At 69.6% G+C, this 20,108-nt stretch carries 19 protein-coding genes and 1 pseudogene; 5 read left to right on the plus strand and 15 right to left on the minus strand.

What is annotated here, in order from left to right; genetic code table 11:
* Positions 1-7: 7 nt before the first annotated feature.
* Positions 8-2,431, plus strand: coding sequence for a heavy metal translocating P-type ATPase (locus ACFOMP_RS12940; RefSeq protein ID WP_379031196.1), 2,424 nt, complete (start codon positions 8-10; stop codon positions 2,429-2,431).
* A complete protein-coding gene (locus ACFOMP_RS12945) occupies positions 2,428-3,069 on the plus strand; it encodes an arylesterase (protein ID WP_379031199.1) in 642 nt (213 codons plus the stop codon). The genes ACFOMP_RS12940 and ACFOMP_RS12945 overlap by 4 nt, the downstream gene beginning before the upstream one ends.
* Before the next feature lie 218 nt (positions 3,070-3,287).
* Here ACFOMP_RS12945 and rpmB read toward each other — a convergent pair whose 3' ends face one another.
* The 3 genes from rpmB to meaB form a co-directional block, all read right to left on the minus strand.
* On the minus strand, positions 3,288-3,563 hold the full coding sequence (gene rpmB, locus ACFOMP_RS12950; RefSeq protein WP_379031202.1) for a 50S ribosomal protein L28: 276 nt from the start codon (positions 3,561-3,563) through the stop codon (positions 3,288-3,290).
* A 114-nt stretch (positions 3,564-3,677) separates the two neighbouring features.
* A complete protein-coding gene (locus tag ACFOMP_RS12955; protein ID WP_379031205.1) occupies positions 3,678-4,301 on the minus strand; it encodes a methylated-DNA--[protein]-cysteine S-methyltransferase in 624 nt (207 codons plus the stop codon).
* A complete protein-coding gene (gene meaB / locus ACFOMP_RS12960) occupies positions 4,285-5,298 on the minus strand; it encodes a methylmalonyl Co-A mutase-associated GTPase MeaB (RefSeq protein ID WP_289894851.1) in 1,014 nt (337 codons plus the stop codon). The genes ACFOMP_RS12955 and meaB overlap by 17 nt, the downstream gene beginning before the upstream one ends.
* Before the next feature lie 144 nt (positions 5,299-5,442).
* On the opposite strand from meaB, the gene ACFOMP_RS12965 reads away from it, so the two are divergent.
* The 3 genes from ACFOMP_RS12965 to ACFOMP_RS12975 all read left to right on the plus strand — a co-directional run bounded on the left by ACFOMP_RS12965 (position 5,443) and on the right by ACFOMP_RS12975 (position 8,086).
* Positions 5,443-5,802: a SoxS protein gene (locus tag ACFOMP_RS12965; protein WP_379031208.1), complete on the plus strand. Its 360-nt coding sequence runs from the start codon at positions 5,443-5,445 to the stop codon at positions 5,800-5,802.
* 81 nt (positions 5,803-5,883) lie between these two features.
* The gene (serS, locus tag ACFOMP_RS12970; protein ID WP_289893128.1) at positions 5,884-7,176 is read left to right on the plus strand and encodes a serine--tRNA ligase; all 1,293 of its coding nucleotides are present in this window, start codon (positions 5,884-5,886) and stop codon (positions 7,174-7,176) included.
* Positions 7,177-7,231: 55 nt separating this feature from the next.
* Positions 7,232-8,086 carry a hypothetical protein gene (locus ACFOMP_RS12975; protein ID WP_379031211.1) on the plus strand — a complete coding sequence of 285 codons (855 nt, stop codon included), beginning with the start codon at positions 7,232-7,234 and terminating at the stop codon, positions 8,084-8,086.
* Here ACFOMP_RS12975 and der read toward each other — a convergent pair.
* From der to ACFOMP_RS13035, 12 genes and pseudogenes are all read right to left on the minus strand, one after another.
* Positions 8,083-9,555 carry a ribosome biogenesis GTPase Der gene (gene der, locus ACFOMP_RS12980; RefSeq protein ID WP_289893126.1) on the minus strand — a complete coding sequence of 491 codons (1,473 nt, stop codon included), beginning with the start codon at positions 9,553-9,555 and terminating at the stop codon, positions 8,083-8,085. The two genes, ACFOMP_RS12975 and der, sit on opposite strands and share 4 nt — an antisense overlap.
* Positions 9,552-10,874, minus strand: coding sequence for a PQQ-binding-like beta-propeller repeat protein (locus ACFOMP_RS12985; RefSeq protein ID WP_379031214.1), 1,323 nt, complete (start codon positions 10,872-10,874; stop codon positions 9,552-9,554). Before ACFOMP_RS12985 ends, der begins: the two co-directional genes overlap by 4 nt.
* An 84-nt stretch (positions 10,875-10,958) precedes the next feature.
* A complete protein-coding gene (locus ACFOMP_RS12990; RefSeq protein ID WP_289893124.1) occupies positions 10,959-11,654 on the minus strand; it encodes a hypothetical protein in 696 nt (231 codons plus the stop codon).
* Between the two features lie 42 nt (positions 11,655-11,696).
* Positions 11,697-12,608: an EamA family transporter RarD gene (gene rarD, locus ACFOMP_RS12995; protein ID WP_379031217.1), complete on the minus strand. Its 912-nt coding sequence runs from the start codon at positions 12,606-12,608 to the stop codon at positions 11,697-11,699.
* Between the two features lie 139 nt (positions 12,609-12,747).
* Positions 12,748-13,347 carry a superoxide dismutase gene (locus ACFOMP_RS13000; RefSeq protein WP_289893122.1) on the minus strand — a complete coding sequence of 200 codons (600 nt, stop codon included), beginning with the start codon at positions 13,345-13,347 and terminating at the stop codon, positions 12,748-12,750.
* A gap of 107 nt (positions 13,348-13,454) precedes the next feature.
* Positions 13,455-13,910 carry a hypothetical protein gene (locus ACFOMP_RS13005; protein WP_379031220.1) on the minus strand — a complete coding sequence of 152 codons (456 nt, stop codon included), beginning with the start codon at positions 13,908-13,910 and terminating at the stop codon, positions 13,455-13,457.
* An 84-nt stretch (positions 13,911-13,994) separates the two neighbouring features.
* Positions 13,995-14,513, minus strand: a complete 519-nt coding sequence (locus ACFOMP_RS13010) for a sarcosine oxidase subunit gamma (protein WP_289893120.1) — start codon at positions 14,511-14,513, stop codon at positions 13,995-13,997.
* Positions 14,506-17,436 carry a sarcosine oxidase subunit alpha family protein gene (locus ACFOMP_RS13015; protein WP_379031223.1) on the minus strand — a complete coding sequence of 977 codons (2,931 nt, stop codon included), beginning with the start codon at positions 17,434-17,436 and terminating at the stop codon, positions 14,506-14,508. The genes ACFOMP_RS13010 and ACFOMP_RS13015 overlap by 8 nt, the downstream gene beginning before the upstream one ends.
* Before the next feature lie 74 nt (positions 17,437-17,510).
* A pseudogene (locus ACFOMP_RS13020) lies at positions 17,511-17,822 on the minus strand (sarcosine oxidase subunit delta); the annotation flags it as partial.
* A 4-nt stretch (positions 17,823-17,826) separates the two neighbouring features.
* The gene (locus ACFOMP_RS13025; protein WP_379031226.1) at positions 17,827-18,135 is read right to left on the minus strand and encodes a hypothetical protein; all 309 of its coding nucleotides are present in this window, start codon (positions 18,133-18,135) and stop codon (positions 17,827-17,829) included.
* Between the two features lie 91 nt (positions 18,136-18,226).
* Positions 18,227-18,496: a hypothetical protein gene (locus tag ACFOMP_RS13030; protein WP_289893116.1), complete on the minus strand. Its 270-nt coding sequence runs from the start codon at positions 18,494-18,496 to the stop codon at positions 18,227-18,229.
* 157 nt (positions 18,497-18,653) lie between these two features.
* A complete protein-coding gene (locus ACFOMP_RS13035) occupies positions 18,654-19,925 on the minus strand; it encodes a sarcosine oxidase subunit beta family protein (protein ID WP_379031229.1) in 1,272 nt (423 codons plus the stop codon).
* Positions 19,926-20,108: the final 183 nt, after the last annotated feature.

The following is a 20,108-nucleotide window of genomic DNA, read 5'->3' on the forward strand; positions in this document are numbered from 1 at the left end:
CAAAACCATGAAACCTCACACGAACGACGCCGAGCTGACCGTCACCGGCATGAGCTGCGCCTCTTGCGTAGGGCGCGTCGAAAAGGCCCTGGCCGCCGTGCCGGGCATCCAGAACCCGCAGGTCAACCTGGCCACCGGCCGGGCGCATTTCCACATCGACACCCCCGAGGCCCTGCCCCGCGCGGTCGAGGCGCTGGCCAAAGCCGGCTACCCGGCCGAGTCCCGGCAGACCCGGCTGGCCGTCGAGGGCATGAGCTGCGCCTCTTGCGTGGGCCGGGTCGAAAAGGCCCTGGCCGCCATGCCGGGCGTGAGTGCGGCGCAGGTGAATCTGGCCACCGGCACCGCCACCATCCACCATTCGCCCGCCGTCGCGCCGCAGGCGCTGGCCGATACCGTAAGCGCCAAGGGTTATCCCGCGCAGGTGCAGGCCGAGGCCGGCCATCACATGCACGACCATGGCGGCGACGCGGCAACGCTGAAGCGCAACTTCCTGATCGCGCTGGCGCTGACCCTGCCGGTCTTCATCGCCGAGATGGGCGGCCATGCCTTCCCGGCCTTCCATCACTGGCTGCATATGGCGATCGGCCAGCGCACGCTTTGGGTGCTGGAATTTCTGCTGACCAGTGCGGTTCTGGCCGGGCCCGGCCGGATGTTCTTCCGCATCGGCATCCCCGCGCTTCTGCGCCGCGCCCCCGAGATGAACAGCCTGGTCGCGCTGGGGGCCTCGGCGGCTTGGCTCTATTCGACGGTGGCGACCTTCGCGCCGGGCCTCTTGCCGGCGGATTCGGTGCATGTCTATTTCGAGGCCGCCGCCGTCATCGTGACGCTGATCCTGCTGGGCCGCTGGCTCGAGGCGCGCGCCAAGGGCCGGGCCGGCGACGCCATCCGCCGGCTGATCGAACTGGCGCCCGACAGCGCCCATGTCGAGCGCGACGGCCGCATCGTCGAGATCCCGGTGGCCGAACTGCGCTCCGGCGACATCGTGCACCTGAAACCGGGCGAGCGGGTGGCGGTGGACGGCGTGCTGACCGAGGGCAGCGGCGCCATCGACGAATCCATGCTGACGGGCGAACCGGTGCCGGTCACCAAGAACCCCGGCGATCCGGTGACGGGCGGCACGGTGAACGGCAATGCCGCGCTGGCCTATCGCGTCACCGCGACCGGCGGCGACACGGTTCTGGCCCGCATCATCCGCATGGTCGAGGACGCGCAGGCCGCCAAATTGCCGGTGCAGGCGCTGGTGGACCGCATCACCGCGGTCTTCGTGCCGGTGGTGATCGGACTGGCGCTGCTGAGCTTCGCGCTGTGGATGATCCTGACCGGCTCGCTGGGCCAGGCGCTGGTCGCGGCAATCTCGGTGCTGATCATCGCCTGCCCCTGCGCCATGGGGCTGGCGGTGCCGGTCTCGATCATGGTCGGCACCGGACGCGGCGCCGAGCTGGGGGTGCTGTTCCGGCGCGGCGACGCGCTGCAAAGGCTGGCCGATGCCCGCATCGTCGGCTTCGACAAGACCGGCACCCTGACGCAGGGCGCGCCCGCCCTGACCGCGCTGGAAACCGAGGACATCGCCCCGCTCGAGGCATTGCGCCTTGCCGCCGCGGCCGAGGCGCGCTCCGAGCATCCGCTGGCCGCCGCCATCCTGGCCGCCGCGCGCGACAAGGGGCTGGACCTGCCGGCGGCCGAGGCGGTCGCGGCCACCGCCGGACGCGGGCTTTCCGCCCGGGTCGAGGGGCGCGCGCTGCTGATCGGCAATGCCGCCGCGCTGGCCGAGGCCGGCGTCAGTGCCTCGCCCGCCCTGATCGCCGCGGCCGAGGACTGGGCCGCGCAAGGTGCGACGCCGGTGCATCTGGCGGTGGACGGCCGCCACGCCGCCGCCATGGCGCTGGCCGACCCGATCCGCCCCGAGGCGGCCGAGGCCATCGCCGAGCTGCACGGGCTGGGCCTGCAGACCGCGATGATCTCGGGCGACGTGCAGGCCACGGCCGAGGCGGTGGGCCGCAAGCTGGGCATCGACCGGGTGACCGCCGGCGTCCTGCCGGAAGGCAAGCTGCAGGCCATCCGCGAGATGGGACCGGGCACGGTCTTCGTCGGCGACGGCATCAACGACGCCCCGGCGCTGGCCGCGGCCGAGACCGGCATCGCCATCGGCACCGGCACCGATGTCGCCATCGAATCGGCCGAGGTGGTGCTGGTCGGCGGCGATCCGGCGGGCGTGGCGCGGGCGGTCCGCTTGTCACGCAACGTCATGCGCAATATCCGGCAGAATCTGTTCTGGGCCTTCGGCTACAATGCCGCCCTGATTCCCGTGGCCATGGGGGGGCTGGTACCCTTCGGCGGGCCGCAATTGTCACCCATGCTGGGGGCCGGGGCGATGGCACTCTCCTCGGTCTTCGTGGTCAGTAACGCGTTGCGATTGAGGCGTGCCGGATGATCCTGAGAGCCCTTGTCCTGTTCCTGGCGCTGGCCGTCGCCCCGGTCGCCGCGGCCGCGCCGTTGCGCATCCTCGCCTTCGGCGACAGCCTGACCGAGGGCTACGGCCTGCCCGCCCGCGACGGGCTGGTGCCGCAACTGCAGGCCTGGCTGAAGGCGCGGGGGCATGACGCGGTGGTGCTGAACGGCGGGCTATCCGGCGACACCACCGCCGGCGGGCGGGTGCGGATCGGCTATTCGCTGGTCCGCCACAAGCCCGACGCGGTGATCGTCGAGCTGGGCGGCAACGACCTGCTGCTGGGCTTCACCCCGGACATGGCCGAGGACAATCTCGATTCGATCCTCGAACAGGCGGGCAAGGGCGGCAGGCCGCTGCTGCTGGTCGGCATCGCCCTGCCCGACGCGGACGCCCCGCAGCGCGAGGAATGGGCCGGGATCTGGCCGCGCCTCGGCACCCGGCACGGGGCGCTGGTGCTGGATAACCTGTACCAGCCGCTCTACGACGGTCCGGGCGAGGCCTATATGTCCTTGCTGCAAAGCGATGGGCTGCATGCCTCGGCCCAAGGGGTCAGGCTGATCGTCGAGACGCTGGGGCCGAAGGTCGAGGAACTGATCGCCGAGACCGAAGCCCGGCGTTGATACCCCTTGGGGCCGGCCGCCAGCCACAGGGCGGCTCCGTTCCGATTGCGGGCCAGACCGACGCAGGCGCTGGTCCCGCCCCCACCCGCAAGCCGGTCTGGGACGGATCAGGTCCGGATATGCAAAAGCCCCGCCGGTGAAGGCAGGGCGCATCGCATCCGCGACGAGGTCTCAAGAGGGGGCCTCGAATCGACTGGCCCCTTCCCGGAACCGGCGGATCAGGCTTTCGCCAGCTCGCGCTTGATCTTCAGGGCGCGGTCCGACAGCTCGACATCCTTGGCTTTCGCCAGGAAGGCGTCGAGGCCGCCGCGGTGGTCGACCGAGCGCAGCGCCGCGGCCGAGATGCGCAGCTGGTAGCTGCGGCCCAGCTTTTCCGACAGCAGCGAGACTTCGTTCAGGTTCGGCAGAAACCGACGACGAGTCTTGTTGTTGGCGTGGGAGACGTTGTTGCCGCTCATCGGGCCCTTGCCGGTCAGTTCGCAAACGCGCGACATGATCTTGTTCCTTCGATTCGATCCTGCACGGGCGTGGGCCCGCAATATGAAAGGGCGCCGCGTGGCAGCGCCCGGAAATCCGTTTGCGGGGGATAAAGCCAGACGGGCGGCGCGTCAAGCCTTTTTGCCCCGGTTTTCCGCCCTGCCGCCGCAGTCCACGGCGGCGACGCGCGCCGCCTCGTGGCGGATCAGCGCCTGCTTGCGCCACAGCCCGCCGCCATAGCCGGTCAGCCCGCCATCCGCGCCGATCACCCGATGGCAGGGAATCACCACCGCGATCTGGTTCGCGCCATTGGCCCGCGCCACGGCACGGATCGCCGAGGGCCGGCCGATGCGTCGCGCCAGTTCGGCATAGCGGATGGTGGTGCCGGGCGGAATGCGCTGCAATTCCTGCCAGACCTGCCGCTGGAAATCCGTACCATGCAGGGCCAGCGGCAGATCGAAAGCCGACCGTTCACCGGCGAAATAGCCGGCGACCTGCGCCTCGGTCCGGTCGGTGACGGCGGTGCGGCCGGAAACGATGCCGCCTTTGGCGGCAAGGCGGCGCAGCTCGGCCGGCAGCGCTTCGCGTTCCTGGAATTCCAGCAGGTGCAGCCGCTCCCGGTCGGCGACCGCGATCATGCCGCCCAGCGGTGTGTCGATCCAGGCGGCCGCAAGCTCGGCCACCCCGTGCGGCGGCCCCAGCAGCGCAGCCAGCATCGCGCCGGCATCCGCCTGCGGGTCAGGCCCGGCGCTCATGCGCCTGTCGCCCGGCGATCGGCGAATCGCATTCGGCGGCGCCCAGCCAGTCGAGCATCCGCGCCGCCGTCGAATCGGGATCGCTCTCGCCCCGCGCCACGGCATCGCCCAGCTCGCGCAAGCGGGCGCGCACCTCGGGCCGGTCGAGCCGCGCCAGCAGCCCGGCGCGCAGTTCCGACAGGAACCAGTGCCGCGCCTGCTCGGCCCGGCGGCTGGCGAAATGCCCGTGCTCGCGCCGCCAGTCGGCAAGCCAGGTCATGCTGGCCCAGGCCTTGTCCAGCCCGTCGCCGGTATAGGCCGAGACCGGCAGCGCCTTGGGGAATCCCTCGGGGTCGTAGGGGCGCTTGCGCAGCAGCCGCAACGCCCCGGCATAATCGGCGACGGTGCGCATGGCGGTCTCGCGCAGCTCGCCATCGGCCTTGTTGACCAGGACGATATCGGCGATCTCCATGATGCCGCGCTTGACGCCCTGCAGCTCGTCGCCGCCCGCCGGGGCGAGCAGCAGGATGAACAGGTCGGACATCTCGGCCACCAGCGTCTCGGATTGCCCGACGCCCACGGTCTCGATCAGCACCACGTCAAAGCCCGCCGCCTCGCAAAGCCGCACGGTTTCGCGGGTGCGGCGCGCGACGCCGCCCAGTTCGGCGCGCGAGGGCGAGGGGCGGATGAAGGCGTTGGGATCGCGCGACAGCGTCTCCATCCGGGTCTTGTCGCCCAGGATCGAGCCGCCCGACCGCGCCGAGCTGGGATCGACGGCCAGCACCGCGACCTTGAGGCCCTGCCCGGTCAGCAGCTTGCCGAAGGCCTCGATGAAGGTGGACTTTCCGACCCCCGGCGTGCCCGACAGACCGATGCGCAGCGCCTGCCGCTCGGGCAGTTCGGCAAGCAGCGCCACGGCGCGGGCGCGGTGGTCGGGGCGGGTGCTTTCGATCAGCGTGATCGCGCGGGACAGCGCGCGGCGATTGCCCTGCATCAGGGGTTCGGTCAGTTCGTCCATGGCCATCCCGGCAGCATCCTTGCGACGCGGGCGCCGACTGCCCCGCATCCCCGTGGATATGGGCACAGGCCCGTCATGTAAACGCCGACGGTTGTGGCGGATCGGCGCGGGCGGTAAGTCTGGCCCCGGAAACGGAGCGGGACGATGCTGACACGGCGGGCGATTCTGGCCGGGATGGCGGCGATGGCGGCGGCGCCCGGCATGGCGGCCCCGGCGCTGCAATTGCTGATGGTCCGGCGCAAGGGCTGCGTCTATTGTGCGCAATGGGATCGCGAGATCGCCCCGATCTATGCCCGCCACCCCGAAGGCCGCGCCGCACCGCTGCTGACGGTGGACCTGGACGGACCCTATCCCGACGGCCTGGCGCTGGCGCGGCGGCCCTGGCTGACGCCCACCTTCATCCTGCTGCAGGGCGGGGTCGAACGGGCGCGATTCGAGGGCTATCCGGGGCGCGAGCGGTTCTTCGACGTGTTGCGCGACATGCTGGCCCAGGCGGCGGCTTAAGATGGCCGGCCAAGGCTTTCGCCTTGCGCCGCTTTGGGTTATCCGGGCTTACAGTAAGGACTTCCTATACACGGGTCAGCCATGCACGACATCCGCGCCATCCGCGAAAACCCCGCCGCATTCGACACCGCGCTTGCAATGCGCAACATGGCCCCGGTTTCGCCCGAGATCCTGTCGCTGGATGCCGACCGCCGCTCCCGCATCAGTGCGGCAGAAACCGCGCAGGCCGAGCAGAACCGCGCCAGCAAGGAGGCCGGTGCCGCCAAGGGCCGCGGCGACGAGGCCGAGTTCCAGCGCCTGCGCGCCCTGGTCACCGCCAAGAAGGACGAGACCGCCCGCCTGCAAGCCGAGGCCGGCGCGCTGGACGCCAAGCTGCGCGAGCTGCTGCTGACCATTCCGAATCTGCCGCTGGACAGCGTGCCGCCGGGCGCGGACGAGAACGACAATGTCGAGATCCGCCGCTGGGGCGAGCCGCGCCAATTCGACTTCGCCCCGCGCGAGCATTTCGAGATCGAGGGCGTCAGGCCCGGCATGGATTTCGAAACCGCGGCGAAGCTGTCGGGCGCTCGTTTCGTGCTGCTTTCGGGCGGCGTCGCCCGCATCCACCGGGCGCTGGCGCAGTTCATGCTGGATCTGCACAGCGAGGAACACGGGCTGGCCGAGACCTGGACCCCGGTGCTGGTGCTCTCGGAGATGATGGAGGGCACCGGCCAGCTGCCGAAATTCGGCGAGGACAGCTATCAGACCCGCGAGGGCTGGTGGCTGATCCCGACCGCCGAGGTGACGCTGACCAATACCGTGAACGGCGATCTGGTCGATCATGCCAGCCTGCCGCGGCGCATGGTGGCGCATAGCCAGTGCTTCCGTTCGGAAGCCGGCAGCGCCGGCCGCGACACTTCCGGAATGCTGCGCCAGCACCAGTTCGAGAAGGTCGAGATGGTCTCGATCACCGATGCGGAATCGGGGGTCGCGGAACATGCCCGCATGACCCGCTGCGCCGAGACGGTGCTGGAGCGGCTGGGCCTGCCCTATCGCACCATCGTGCTGTGCGGCGGCGACATGGGCTTCGGCGCCCGCATCACCCATGACCTGGAAGTCTGGCTGCCCGGGCAGGACCGTTATCGCGAGATTTCCAGCGTCAGCTATTGCGGCGATTTCCAGGCCCGGCGCATGAATGCCCGCTATCGCCCCGAGGGCGGCGGCAAGCCGGAATTCGTGCATACGCTGAACGGCTCGGGCCTGGCGGTGGGGCGCACGCTGATCGCGGTGCTGGAAAACGGCCAGCAGGCCGACGGCTCGGTCCTGCTGCCCGAGGCGCTGCACCCCTATCTGCGCGGCAAGACCCGGCTGGGCGCCGACGGCACGCTGGCGTGACTTAACAAAAGATAAATCGCGCGAAACCCGCTGCGAGCGGGCGGCGTTTCCAACCATGTCTCGCGCGGGCCCGATCCTTCTGCTGCTAGCGGTGCTGGTCTTCTTGGCCAGTTCGCTGGCCTATGCGCTGGCACCGTCGCCCCCTGCCCCGGCCGTCCCGGGCGGCGGCGATGCCGCCGCGCTGCTGCACGGGCTTCCCTCTGGCCGTCAGGCGGTGGACCTGCCCGGCCTGTTCCTCCAGCCCAAGAACCCCGGGATGATGGCGCTGCTGGGCTTGACCTGGGCGGCGCTCGGCTTTCACGCGGCCCGGCGCCTGGCCAAGGCGGAGCGGATGCGGCAGGCCCGGCTGTCGCCCCTTGACGAAGCCAGCGAGGCGCCGCCGGAGGTCGGCCCGCCGCTGCCGCGCGACATGCTGCAACTGCACGGCCGCGATGACACCCTGCAAGAGCATGGGCCGCTGATCCTGGGCCTGCTGGCCGGCGCGCTCTGGCCCTGGCTGCTGGGGGCCTATCCGCTGACCGCCTTTCTGCTTTCGGCATTGATGCTGGCCTGTTTCCTGGCCGCAGCCCTGCGCGGCGTGCGCGAGGGGCTGCTGGTGCATCGCAGTTCCGCGCTGGGTTTCGTGGCGGGCTGGGGGCTGCTGGTCTGCTTCGCCGCCTTCACCTCGCTGCTGCGCGACCGGCTGGGCGCCCCGCAAGAGGTGGCGGCGGTGATCGCCATGCTGATCGGCTCGGTCGCGGCGGTCAGCGTGCAATTGCGCATGCCGAAGCGGATCGGCTTCAGCGTGGCGCTGATCTGGGGGCTGATCGGCATTGCCGCCAACACCGTCACCACCGATGCCGCCATCGCCACGGTGACGGTGATCGCCATCGCCATCATCGCCGTGGCGCTGGTGCGGGTGACGACCTAGGCGCTGCCCTTCGGCTTCTGCCGGTGCTTGTGCTTGGACAGCGCGCCGGACTGGCTGATCTTGCTGGCCTTGTCCTTGTAAGGGTTCTTGCTGCCCTGATCGCGGAAGGTCAGCCGGATCGGCGTGCCGGGCATGTCGAAATCGGCCCGCAGCCCGTTCACCAGATAGCGCTGATAGCTGTCGGGCAGCTTGTCGGTATGGGTCGCCATGACCACGAAGGCCGGCGGCCGGGTCTTGACCTGGGTGATATAGCGCAGCCGGATGCGGCGGCCGCCCGGCGCGGGTGGCGGATGCGCCTCGGTCATCGCGCCCAGCCACTGGTTCAGCCGCGCGGTGGGGACGCGGCGGTTCCAGACTTCATGCGCCTTCAGGATGGCGTTGTGCAGCCGGTCCAGCCCCTTGCCGGTGCGGGCCGAGACCGTGACCAAGGGCGCGCCCTTCAGCTGCGGCAACAGCCGCTCGAAAGCCTCGCGCAGTTCCTTGAGCTTCTCGGGCTTGTCCTCTTCCAGGTCCCATTTGTTCGCGGCCACGACGACGGCGCGGCCCTCGGTTTCGGCGAAATCGGCGATGCGCAGGTCCTGCTGTTCGAAGGGGATACCCACGTCCAGAAGCACCACCACCACCTCGGCGAAGCGCACGGCGCGCAGGCCGTCGGCGACGGAAAGTTTTTCCACCTTGTCGGTGACGCGCGCCTTCTTGCGCATCCCGGCGGTGTCGAAGATGCGGACCGGCGTGCCCATGAAATCGGCGCTGACGCTGATCGAATCGCGGGTGATGCCGGCCTCGGGGCCGGTCAGCAGGCGGTCCTCGCCCAGGATCTTGTTGATCAGCGTCGATTTCCCGGCATTCGGCCGGCCGATCACCGCAATCTGCAGGGGCTTCGCGGCCGAGGGACGCCAATCCTCGATCTCCTCGTCGCCATCCTCGACGGCAACGTCGGTCTCGGGCGCCTGCTGGACGTTCTGCGCCTCGAAGGCTTCGGCCAGCGGCTGCAAGGCGCGATAAAGATCGTCCATCCCCTCGCCATGTTCGGCCGAGATGCGCAGGGGCTCGCCCAGGCCAAGCGCATAGGCTTCCATCGCCCCCGCCTCGCCCGCCCGGCCCTCGGCCTTGTTGGCGGCCAGGATGACGTGCTTGGCCCGCTTGCGCAGGATATCGGCGAAATATTCGTCGGCCGCCGTCACGCCCACCCGGGCGTCGATCACGAACAGGCAGACATCGGCCTCATCGACCGCGCGCTCGGTCAGGCGGCGCATCCGGCCTTGCAGGCTGTCGTCCTCGGCAATCTCGAGCCCGGCCGAATCGACGACGATGAAGCGCAGGTCGCCCAGCCGCCCCGCCCCCTCGCGCAGGTCGCGGGTCACGCCGGGCTGGTCGTCGACCAGGGCCAGGCGCTTGCCGACAAGACGGTTGAACAGCGTGGACTTGCCGACATTGGGACGCCCGACAATGGCGAGGGTGAAGCTCATCTGTATGCGATCAACTGGCCGTCATGGGTGACGACGTAAAGGGTCTGGCCCGCGACGGCCGGCGCCGCGGCGGCGCCGCCCGGGATCTCGGCGGTGCCGATCAGCGCGCCCGAGGCGGGATCGAAGACGCGCAGATAGCCGTCCGACGAGGCGAGGTAAAGCTTCGATCCCGCCAGCACCGGACCGTAATGGTTCCAGACCTTGTCCTGTTTGCGGATGATCTGCTTGGTGAAATAGGGCAGCTTCTGCGCCCAGACCCGTGCGCCGTTGGCGGCGTCGAGCCGCAACAGCTGCGCCTGGTCGTTCACCAGGAAGACCGAGTTCCCGGCCGGCACCACCGGGCTCGATGCGCCCTCGCGCGCCTCCCATTTCATCGCGCCGGTGGCCAGCTCGAAGGCGGCGACCCGGCCCGAGCTGGTGCCGGCATAGACCGTGCCGCCCGCGATCACCGGATCGCCGGTCACGTCGCGGAAATAGCCCACCGCACGGCCCAGGCGCTGGCCGGCGACATTGGCGGTCCAGATCTGGCTGCCGCTGGCGCCGTCCACGCCCATCAGCTCGCCCGTGGCGAAGGGGAAGACGACGGTCGAGCCCGAGACGGCCGGCGCCGCGACGCCCATCACCCCGGCCATGCCGTCATTGCCGAAGGCCCGCCACAGCACCTTGCCGTCATTGGCGCGCACCGCCCAGCCGGTGGCGTCGCGGCCCAGCACATAGACGACACCGTCCTGCACCGTGGGCGCGCCGCTGATCGGCGCATCGACCTTTTGCCGCCAGACCACGCCGCCGGTGCGGGCGTCCAGCGCCACCAGCTCGCCATAGCCGGTGGTGGCAAAGACGCGGTTGCCCTCGAAGGCCAGGCCGCCGCCCGAGACGCTGCGGTCGGATTCGCCGCCGGGCCGCAGGTCGCGGCTCCAGACCCGGCCGCCGCCGGTGCTGGTGGCGGTCACCGTGGACTGGCTGTCCAAGGCAAAGACCAGGCCCGCCGCGACGATCGGGGCGGCGGCGACGCGGTGGCGGCGATCCGAAGGCTGGCCGATGCTCGTCGCCCAGATGCGGCTGGTGCCGGCGCCGATCGCCATGTTGCCCGAGACATGGGCCGCGTTGCCGGCGCGCTGCGGCCAGTCGCTGTTGCCGCGCACCGCCGGCAGCGACAGGGCGGTGGTGATGGGCGCGGCGGTGCCCTCGACCACGGGGCCGTCGGGCGACAGCACCGCGCGCGGGTCCAGCCGTTCGCCCGACAGGACGGTTTCGCGTTGCTGGCAGGCCGAAAGGGCGGTCAGCCCGGCCAAAGCGGCGATCAGGGGCAGCCTCGTCATCGCTCTCTCCTCTATCCGGGCCGGGCGTGAGGTCGGAAACCCGGCCGCGGGCGCAGTTTCTTGTCTTGCCGGCGGTGCCGGGCTTCAGTTGGCGCCGGGGGCCGGCATGGTCTGCGGGCCGGGGCCCTCGGCGCGGTCGGGCTCGGCGCCCAGGGTGATCATCATCTCGGAAAGACGGCGGCGCAAGGGTTCGGACAGCCCGTCCTTTTGCTGGATCTGGCCGATCAGCATCACCGCGTCCTCCTTGCGGCCGGCGCCGATCAGCGCCACGGCCTTCTGTTCCAGTGCCAGCAGCTCGAAGGGCGCGCCGGGCTTGGACAGCTCGGCCAGGACGCGGTCGCGCTCGGCCGCGTCCATCGCCGGGCCGGCGGCCATCACCGCCTTGAGCATGGCCAGGTCATGCAGCACCGCATCCCCCTCGACGCCCTTGGCCGCGGCCTTGAGCCGCTCGGCCGCCTGCTGGGTCAGCCCGGCCTCGGCCTCGGCCCCGGCGGCCAGCATCTCGGACAGCAGCTTGCGGCTGGCAGAGCCCTGCGGATCGACGGCGGACAGCGCCGCCACCCGGTCCTCGGCCTCGCGCGCGGTCAGGATGGCGTCGCCCCAGCTCTGGGCCTTCGCCTCGTCCTGGTTGCGCGCATATTCGCGCCAGGCGGCGCCGCCGACGATGCCCAGGATCACCAGGATGGCGATCCAGCCATAGCGGCGGAACAATCCGAACAGCCGGTCGCGGCGCAGATCCTCGGTGACCTCGTCGATGAAGCTGTCGTTCTGATTGGCCATGTCGCCCCCGGGAAGTTCTTTGGCGCTGTTCTATACGCGGTTTCACCCGTTTGCCAATGGCGGGACGCGCCGGGCCTGCCGGAAGGCCGAGGCGCTGTAGATCGCCAGCGCCGCCCAGATCATCGCGAAGGCGATCATGTGCCAGCGGGTGAACGCCTCGCCGAACAGCAGCACCGCGCAAAGGAACTGCAGCGTCGGGTTCAGGTAGAACATCAGCCCCAGCGTCGCCATGCCGACCCGGCGCGCGGCATAGCTGAACAGGATCAGCGGCACCGCCGTGATCACCCCCGAGGCGGCCAGCAGCAGCGAGACGGGCAGATCGGCGCCGAACCGCATCGGTTCGGCCACCCCGGCCGGCAGCAGCCCCAACGCCTGCAGGACCAGCCAGCCCGCGGCCAGCGGCGTCAGCAGCGCCACTTCGGCCGCCACCGACAGCACCGGGCCCAGTGGCAGCGATTTCTTGATCGCGCCGTAAAGCACGAAGGTGACGGCGAGGCCCAGGCTGATCCAGGGCGCCACGCCCAGGCCCCAGGTCAGCAGCGCCACGGCGAAGCCCGCCAGCAGCACGGCCATGGCCTGCGCCCGGCTCAGCGCCTCGCCAAACATCAGCACGCCGGCGACCACAGCCATCAGCGGAAAGATGTAATAGCCCAGCGAGCTTTGCACGACATGGCCGGCCTGCACCGCCCAGATGAACAGCCCCCAGTTCAGCGACACGGTCAGCGCCGCCAGCACGATGCGCCCGACATGCGGGCCGGTCAGCGCCCCGCGCAGTTCGCGCAGCCGGCCCTGCACGGCCAGCACCGCCAGGAACAGCAGCAGCGACCACAGGGTCCGATGCGCCAGCACCTCGACCACCGGCACCTCGGACAAGGCGCGGTAGAAGATCGGCGACAGGCCCCAGGTCACGCAGACCCCGATCATCGCCCAGAAACCCTTGCTCCATTCGCTCATGCGCAGCCCCTTTCCATCCGCCCAGCCATGCGGCCGATTCGCGGCCGGGGCAAGGGGGCCGCTTCCGGCGGTGATGGGGCTCAAGCAACGAAAAAGGCCCGCCGGGCGGGCGGGCCTTGATGCGGTGTCCCGACGGGGATCAGAGGCGCGAGGCCACGTTTTCCCAATTCACCAGATTGCTCAGGAAGTTCTCCAGATATTTCGGCCGGGCGTTGCGGAAGTCGATGTAATAGCTGTGCTCCCACACGTCGCAGCCCAGAAGCGCGGTCTGGCCGAAGCAAAGCGGGTTCACGCCGTTCTCGGTCTTGGTGACCTTCAGGCTGCCGTCCTTGTCCTTGACCAGCCAAGCCCAGCCCGAGCCGAACTGCCCGGCGCCGGCCTCGGCGAATTTCTTCTTGAACTCGTCCACCGAACCGAAGGCTTCGGTCAGGGCCTTTTCCAGCGCACCCGGGATGGCGCCCGGATTCGGGCCCATCATTTCCCAGAACTGCGCGTGGTTCCAGTGCTGGCTGGCATTGTTGAAGATACCGTTCTGCGCCACCGCGCCCGACTGGTAGGTGCCCTTGACGATGTCCTCGAGGCTCTTGCCTTCCCACTCGGTGCCGGCCACCAGCTCGTTCAGCTTGTCGACATAGGCTTTGTGGTGCTTGTCGTGGTGGTATTCCAGCGTCTCCTTGGACATGCCGCCAGCGGCCAGCGCGTCGTGAGCATAGGGAAGATCGGGAAGCGTGAAGGCCATTTTCGATTTCCTTTCCAACGGTTTCGGATTGTGTTCTGGCACAGGAGCCAGTCGGGGAAAAGCCCTGTCGGCCGCTAAACGCCTTCAACGCGGCGCGGGTTCCGGCCCTAGCCGTCGCCGGGCGAGCCGCAGACGCCGCTGCCGGTCATGACGTTGTCATAGCCCTGCGCGACGGCGGTGACCGAGGCCGTGCCGTCGGATTTGCGCACCATCAGCCGGTAGTCCAGCCGCTCGGTCCGCTGGCCCGAGGCGTTGCGCACCCCGGCCAGCGCCCAGCCATAGCTGCGGCTGCGGCGGTCGTCGGCGGTGATCCTTGCCTCGATCGGGTGGCCAAGCAGGTTCTGCAGGATCGGGTCGAAGACCTCGATCCGGCCCTGGCGCGGGCCGGAGGTCTGGCGGGTCAGCATGATGAATTCCGGCACCCAGCCGGTGCCGCTTTCGTCAAGGATCTGGCACATCATCACCACCGGCGGTTCCTGCGCGAGATCCTGCGCCCGCAGGGCCGGGGCCGGCAGCAGCAGGCCGGCAAGGAAAAGGGCGGGCAGGATCAGGGCGGGACGCATGGAATCAACCGGATGGCTTTTGCCTCCCATCCATACGCCGCCCTGCCGCCGCCACAAGCCCCCGTCCGGACCCGCGGCGCGGAACTAGCGCGGGTCGAGCTGCGTGCCCGGCGCCGCGGCGCCGGTCAGGATGCCGCGCAGGTAGTCGGCCACCGAACGGAAGCCGATCAGCACATAGCCGCCCGGCTCGCGCCAGATGCCGCAGGCGACCTGGGCGGCGCGGGTGCGGCGCAGCCCGTCCTCGGGCATGGCCGCCAGGTCGGTCGGGCAAAGCTTCGCCAGCACGTCCAGCGCCCTGGCGCCCTGGATGCGGAACGCGGCGCGCATGTCGCTGACGTCCAGCACCAGCGCGTGTTCGGTGGACAGCGCGTCCTGCAGCGCCGCCAGCGCCTCGGCCGTCTCGGCCCGCGGCAGCACCAGCAGCAGCTCGTCCGGCGACATCCAGCCCAGCGACCGGCGGCCATCGGTGGTGATGCGGCCCCGTTCGGGCAGCGCCACCCCGGCGGCCGCGGCGATGGCCTCGCCCGCGCGCGCCAGGTCGGCGCGGATCTGGATCATGCCCCAGTCCTGCACCTGAGAGATCTTTGCCAGTGCCTCAGCCATTCGCCCGGCTCCCTTCCTTGTCGTAGAAGACCGGATCGCAGATCCGCGCCTTGTAGCTTTCCTGACCCGCGACCGGGAATTCCAGCACCTCGCCCATGCGCTCGGGGCCGTTCTGCACCAGGCCCATGGCGATGGGCTTCGACAGCGTCGGCGACATATAGGTCGAGGTCACGCGGCCCTGGGTGTTGCGCTGGCCGTTCGGGTTGACGCCATCGGCCACCGCATAGACGCCATCGGGCAGCACCCGGCCGTCGACGCTTTCCAGCCCCACCAGCTTCCAGCGCCGGGGATCGGTCATGTGGCTGCGTTCCTGGGCCCGCTTGCCGATATAGTCGGCCTTCTTCTTGCTGATCGCCCAGGTCAGGCCCAGATCCTGCGGGATCACCGTGCCGTCGGATTCGTCGCCGATCATGATGAACCCTTTTTCGGCGCGCATGACGTGCATGGCCTCGGTGCCGTAGGGGGTGACATCCAGGTCGCGGCCGGCCTCATGCAGCTTTTCCCACAGCTCCAGCCCCCGGTTCGCGGGCACCGCCACCTCGAAGGACAGCTCGCCCGAGAAGCTGATGCGATAGACCCGGGCGGGGATGCCGGCGATCTCGCCCTCGGCCCAGCCCATGAAGGGCAGCGCCTCGGCCGACAGGTCCATGCCGCCCAGCCGTTCCAGCAGCACGCGGGCTTTGGGGCCGACCACGGCGACCTGCGCCCATTGCTCGGTGACGTTGGCGGTATAAACCTTCCAGTCCCACCATTCGCATTGCAGCCAGTCTTCCATATGGCCGTGCATGCGGTCGGCGCCGCCGGTGGTGGTGTGCACCAGCCAGGTGTCCTCGGACAGGCGCGCGGCGACACCGTCGTCCACCAGGAAGCCGTTCTCGTTGCAGATCAGGCCATAGCGGCACTTGCCGACCGGCAGCGTCGACATCATGCCGGTATACATCATGTCGAGGAACCTGCCCGCATCCGGGCCCTTGACGATGATCTTGCCCAGCGTCGAGGCGTCGAGCGTGCCGACGCTGGCCCGCACCGCGCGGATCTCGCGCGCCACCGCGTCGCCATGGCTTTCGCCGGATTTCGGATAGCAATAGGGGCGGCGCCAATGGCCGACCGGCTCGAAAAAGGCGCCGCGGCTTTGGTGCCAGCCATGCATCGGGGTCTTGCGCAGCGGCTGGAACACCTCGCCCCGCGCCTCGCCGGCGATGGCGCCCAGCGTCAGCGGCGTATAGGGCGGGCGGAAGGTCGTGGTGCCGGTGGCCGGGATCGGCTGGTTCAGCGCATTGGACAGCACCGCAAGGCCGTTGATGTTGCTGACCTTGCCCTGGTCGGTCGCCATGCCAAGGGTGGTATAGCGCTTGGTATGCTCGACGCTGTGATAGCCTTCCTGCGCGGCCAGTTCGACATCCGAGACCTTCACGTCGTTCTGGAAGTCGAGCCACATCTTGAACTTCATCTTGCGGGTGGCGTGGGCCGGCATGACCCAGACCGGCATGGTCGCGGCTTCCGCCGCCGCGCCGGTCAGTTCGGGGACCAGCAGATCGCCCGCCGCCGCGCCGACGCAGCTGGCCATCGCCTTGCCGTCGGCGCCGGTCGGCGGCCGGTTCGGGTCGGGGGCGAACATCGACTGCGCGTCCGACCAATTCAGCTTGCCGCCGCAATGGCTCCACAGATGCACGACCGGCGACCAGCCGCCGGACATGGCGACGCAATCGGCAGCCACCGTCTCGGTCACCTCGCCCGAGCCGGAATGGGCGCAGATCTTGACCGCTTCGACGCCCTGGCCGCCCTTGATGCCGGCGATGGCGCTGCCGGTCAGGATGCGCACGCCACGGGCGCGAACCGCCGCGGGCAGCGCGCCGCCGGCGGAGCTGCGGGCGTCGATCACCACCGGCACCTCCAGCCCCGCATCCAGCGCCGCCAGCGCGGTGCGATAGGCGTCGTCGTTATTGGTGACGATGACGATGCGGCGGCCGGGCGCCACGCCGTAATTGTCGATATAATCGCGCACGGCCGAGGCCAGGATGACGCCCGGCACGTCGTTGCCGGCAAAGCTCAGCGGCCGCTCCAGCGCGCCCGTGGCGACGATGACATGGCCGGCGCGGATGCGCCACAGGCGCTGGCGCGGAATGCCGGCGTTCGGGTCGTGATCGGCCAGCGATTCCCGCGCCAGCAGATAGCCGTGGTCGTATAGCCCGGTCGCCTGGGTCGAGCGGCGCAGGGTGACGTTGGCCATGCCGCGCAGTTCGGCCAGCAGCGCATCAAGACGGGCCTGGCCTTCGGCATGGTCGGTGGGGGTGCGGCCGCCGAAATGCGGCGTCTGCTCGACCAGCCAGACCGACTTGCCGTCGCGGGCCGCGTCACGGGCGGCGGTCAGGCCGGCGATGCCGCCGCCGACCACCACCACATCCACATGGGCATAGGCCTGTTCATACTTGTCCGGATCGGCCTCGGTCGGGGCCTTGCCCAGACCGGCCGAGCGGCGGATGATCGGCTCGAACACATGCTTCCAGAACGGGCGCGGATGCATGAAGGTTTTGTAATAGAAGCCCGCCGGGAAAAAGCGATACATCCAGTTGTTGATCGCGCCGATATCGGCGTTCAGGCTGGGCCAGCAGTTCTGCGCGGTGGTGACCATGCCGCCGACCAGCGGCGTGGTGGTGGCGCGCTGGTTCGGCTCGAACCGGCCGCCCTGGCCCAGGCCCAGCAGCGCGTTCGGTTCCTCGGCCCCCGAGGCGATGGGGCCGCGCGGCCGGTGATACTTGAAGCTGCGGCCCATCATCAGCTGGCCGTTCGCCAGCAGGGCCGAGGCCAGGGTATCGCCCACCAGGCCGCGCATCTGGCGGCCGTCGAAGCGGAAGGGCAGTTGATAGGCGCGGTCGATCAGGCGGCCGCCGCGCGGCAGGCGGAAGGGTCCGGTCTCGGTCATGCGTTCAGGCTTTCGGCGGGGGTGTCAGCGGGCGTTTCGCCGGGGTTTGCGGCGGCGGTCTCGGTCCAGTCGGGCTGCCAGTCGGGGCGTGCCGCCCGGATCGCGGCGACGATCCCGGGCGTCGGATGCGGGGTCTGGGCGCTATAGGTGCCGAAGACCTGCAGCGTGGCGGTGTCGCGCGCCGCCAGGAACCACTTGCCGCAGCCATAGGCATGGCGCCAGCGTTCGAAATGCACGCCCTTGGGGTTCTTGCGGGCGAACAGATAGGTCTCGAATTCCTCGTCCGTCGAACCGGGGCCGAAGCGCTTCAGATGGGCTTCGCCACCCGGCTGCAGCTCGGTTTCCTCGGCCGCGACGCCGCAATAGGGACAGGTCAGGATCAGCATCGGGTCACTCCTTCGGCGGCAAATGGCGCACGCGATCCTTGGCCCGGACGGTCGGCCGGGCGCGCGTGGCGAGATCGGGAAACGGGCATCGGTCGGCATGGCCCGACACGCGCGCCCGGCCATGAGACACGGGCAAGGCAGGCGCCTTGGGCGCAGGGATCGGGCGGATGCCGGCGGCAGGATCCATGGCACGGCACGGCTGGCCGGTGTGGAGGCTGCGGACGGAAAAGGAAAGCAGGCGGCCGAGGCTGGCTGCGGCAAGGCCGGGCCGGGCGCCGGGCCGGACGCCGGACAGACCGGCGCGGCGCATCATCGCGGCAGGCCGGACATGGCCGGGAACCGAGGGGCGGAAGGCCCCCCGGTCCTTGGCAGGGAAGGCGCCTTGCGGCGCCTGGGCGGTCGCCTTAGTTGGTGGAAGGCGCCGCGGGTTCGGCCGGAGCCGGAGTCGCAGGCTCGGCCGGAGCCGGGGTTGCGGGCTCGGCGGGAGCAGTGGGTTCGACAGAGACGGCCCCGTCATCGACAGGCGCCGGCTCGGTTGCCGCGGCCGGTGCGTCGGTCGGTTCGGTCGTCGCTGCGGGCTCGGTGCCCGATGACATGAACCAGTAAATGACCACCAGCACGACGACGATGACGCCGGCGATGAGCCAGAGGTTGCTCTTGTTCTGTTCGGCCATGAAGAAAACTCCTTGGTCATGGTGACGTGCAACCTAAATTCGCAAGTGCAGCAAGAGTTTCCCATGGGTTGCGCGAAATTTTCCGCCGCCAGCGCAGGATGGGCGGAAACCGGCCAATGGCGGCCGGGCGCAGGCAGGATCCCGCGCGCTTTCGCCATCAGTGCGCCACCCCCGCGGCGACGCTCTCGTCGATGAAGCGGCCCTCGATGAACCGGTTCAGGCCGAAGTCCTTGGCCAGCGCCCCCGGCTGGCCCTTGGCCAGCAGTTCCGCCATCGCCCAGCCCGAGCCGGGGATGGCCTTGAACCCCCCGGTGCCCCAGCCGCAATTGACGAAGATGTTGCCGACCGGCGTGGTCGACAGGATCGGCGAGCGGTCGCCGGTCATGTCGACGATGCCGCCCCATTGCCGCAGCATCTTCAGCCGCGACAGCATCGGGAAGGTCTCGATCAGCGCCCGCACGGTCTCCTCGACATGCTGCCACGAGCCGCGCTGGGTATAGTTGTTGAACCCGTCGGTGCCGCCGCCGATCACCATCTCGCCCTTGTCGGATTGCGACAGATAGCCATGCACGGTGTTGGCCATGATGACGATGTCGCAGCACGGCTTGATCGGCTCGGAAACCAGCGCCTGCAGCGCCAGCGATTCGATGGGCAGGCGGAAACCGGCCATCTCGGCCAGGACCGAGCTGTGGCCGGCGGCGATCAGCGCCAGCTTGTCGCATTCGATCCGGCCCTTGCCGGTGTTCACCGCCCTGACCTGGCCATTGGCGGTCTCGATGCCGGTGACCTCGCAGTTCTGGATGATGTGCATGCCCATGGCCGAGCAGGCGCGGGCATAGCCCCAGGCCACGGCGTCGTGGCGGGCGGTGCCGCCGCGCTCCTGGTAAAGCCCGCCCAGGACCGGATAACGCGGCCCGTCGATATTGATGATCGGCAGCATGTCCTTGATGCGCTTGGGGCTGACCCATTCGGTCGCCACGCCCTGCAGCTGGTTGGCATAGACGGTGCGCTTGTAGCCGCGCACCTCATGCTCGGTCTGGGCCAGCATCAGCAGGCCGCGCGGGCTGAACATGATGTTGTAATTCAGATCCTGCGACAGATTCTCGTAAAGTTTCAGCGCCTTGTCATAGATCGCCGCCGAAGGATCCTGCAAATAGTTGCTGCGGATGATGGTGGTGTTGCGGCCGGTATTGCCGCCGCCCAGCCAGCCCTTCTCGATGATGGCGACATCGGTGACGCCGAAATTCTTGCCCAGGTAATAGGCGGTGGCAAGGCCGTGGCCGCCGGCCCCGACGATGACCACCTGGTATTTCTTCTTCGGCGCGGGGCTGGTCCAGGCGCGTTTCCAGCCGGTATGCAGCCGCATCGCCTCTCGGGCGATGGCAAAGACCGAATAGCGGCCGGTGCTGGAACTTGCAGATGCGGGCATGGCGGAACCTCTTGCGACTCGACCCGTGCAGAGTGAAGCCGGGGCGGTTTTCGAGCAAGCCTGCTTGCGACGGCGTGATCGTCGAATTGCGTCAGAGGCGGGCGCAGATGTCCCGAACTTCCGGCCGCGCATTTGTCGCATGGCTTTGACTTTTTCACCGCGCCGAAACCGGCTATCACCGAC

This window comes from Paracoccus simplex, assembly GCF_042648325.1.
Lineage (GTDB): Bacteria > Pseudomonadota > Alphaproteobacteria > Rhodobacterales > Rhodobacteraceae > Paracoccus > Paracoccus simplex.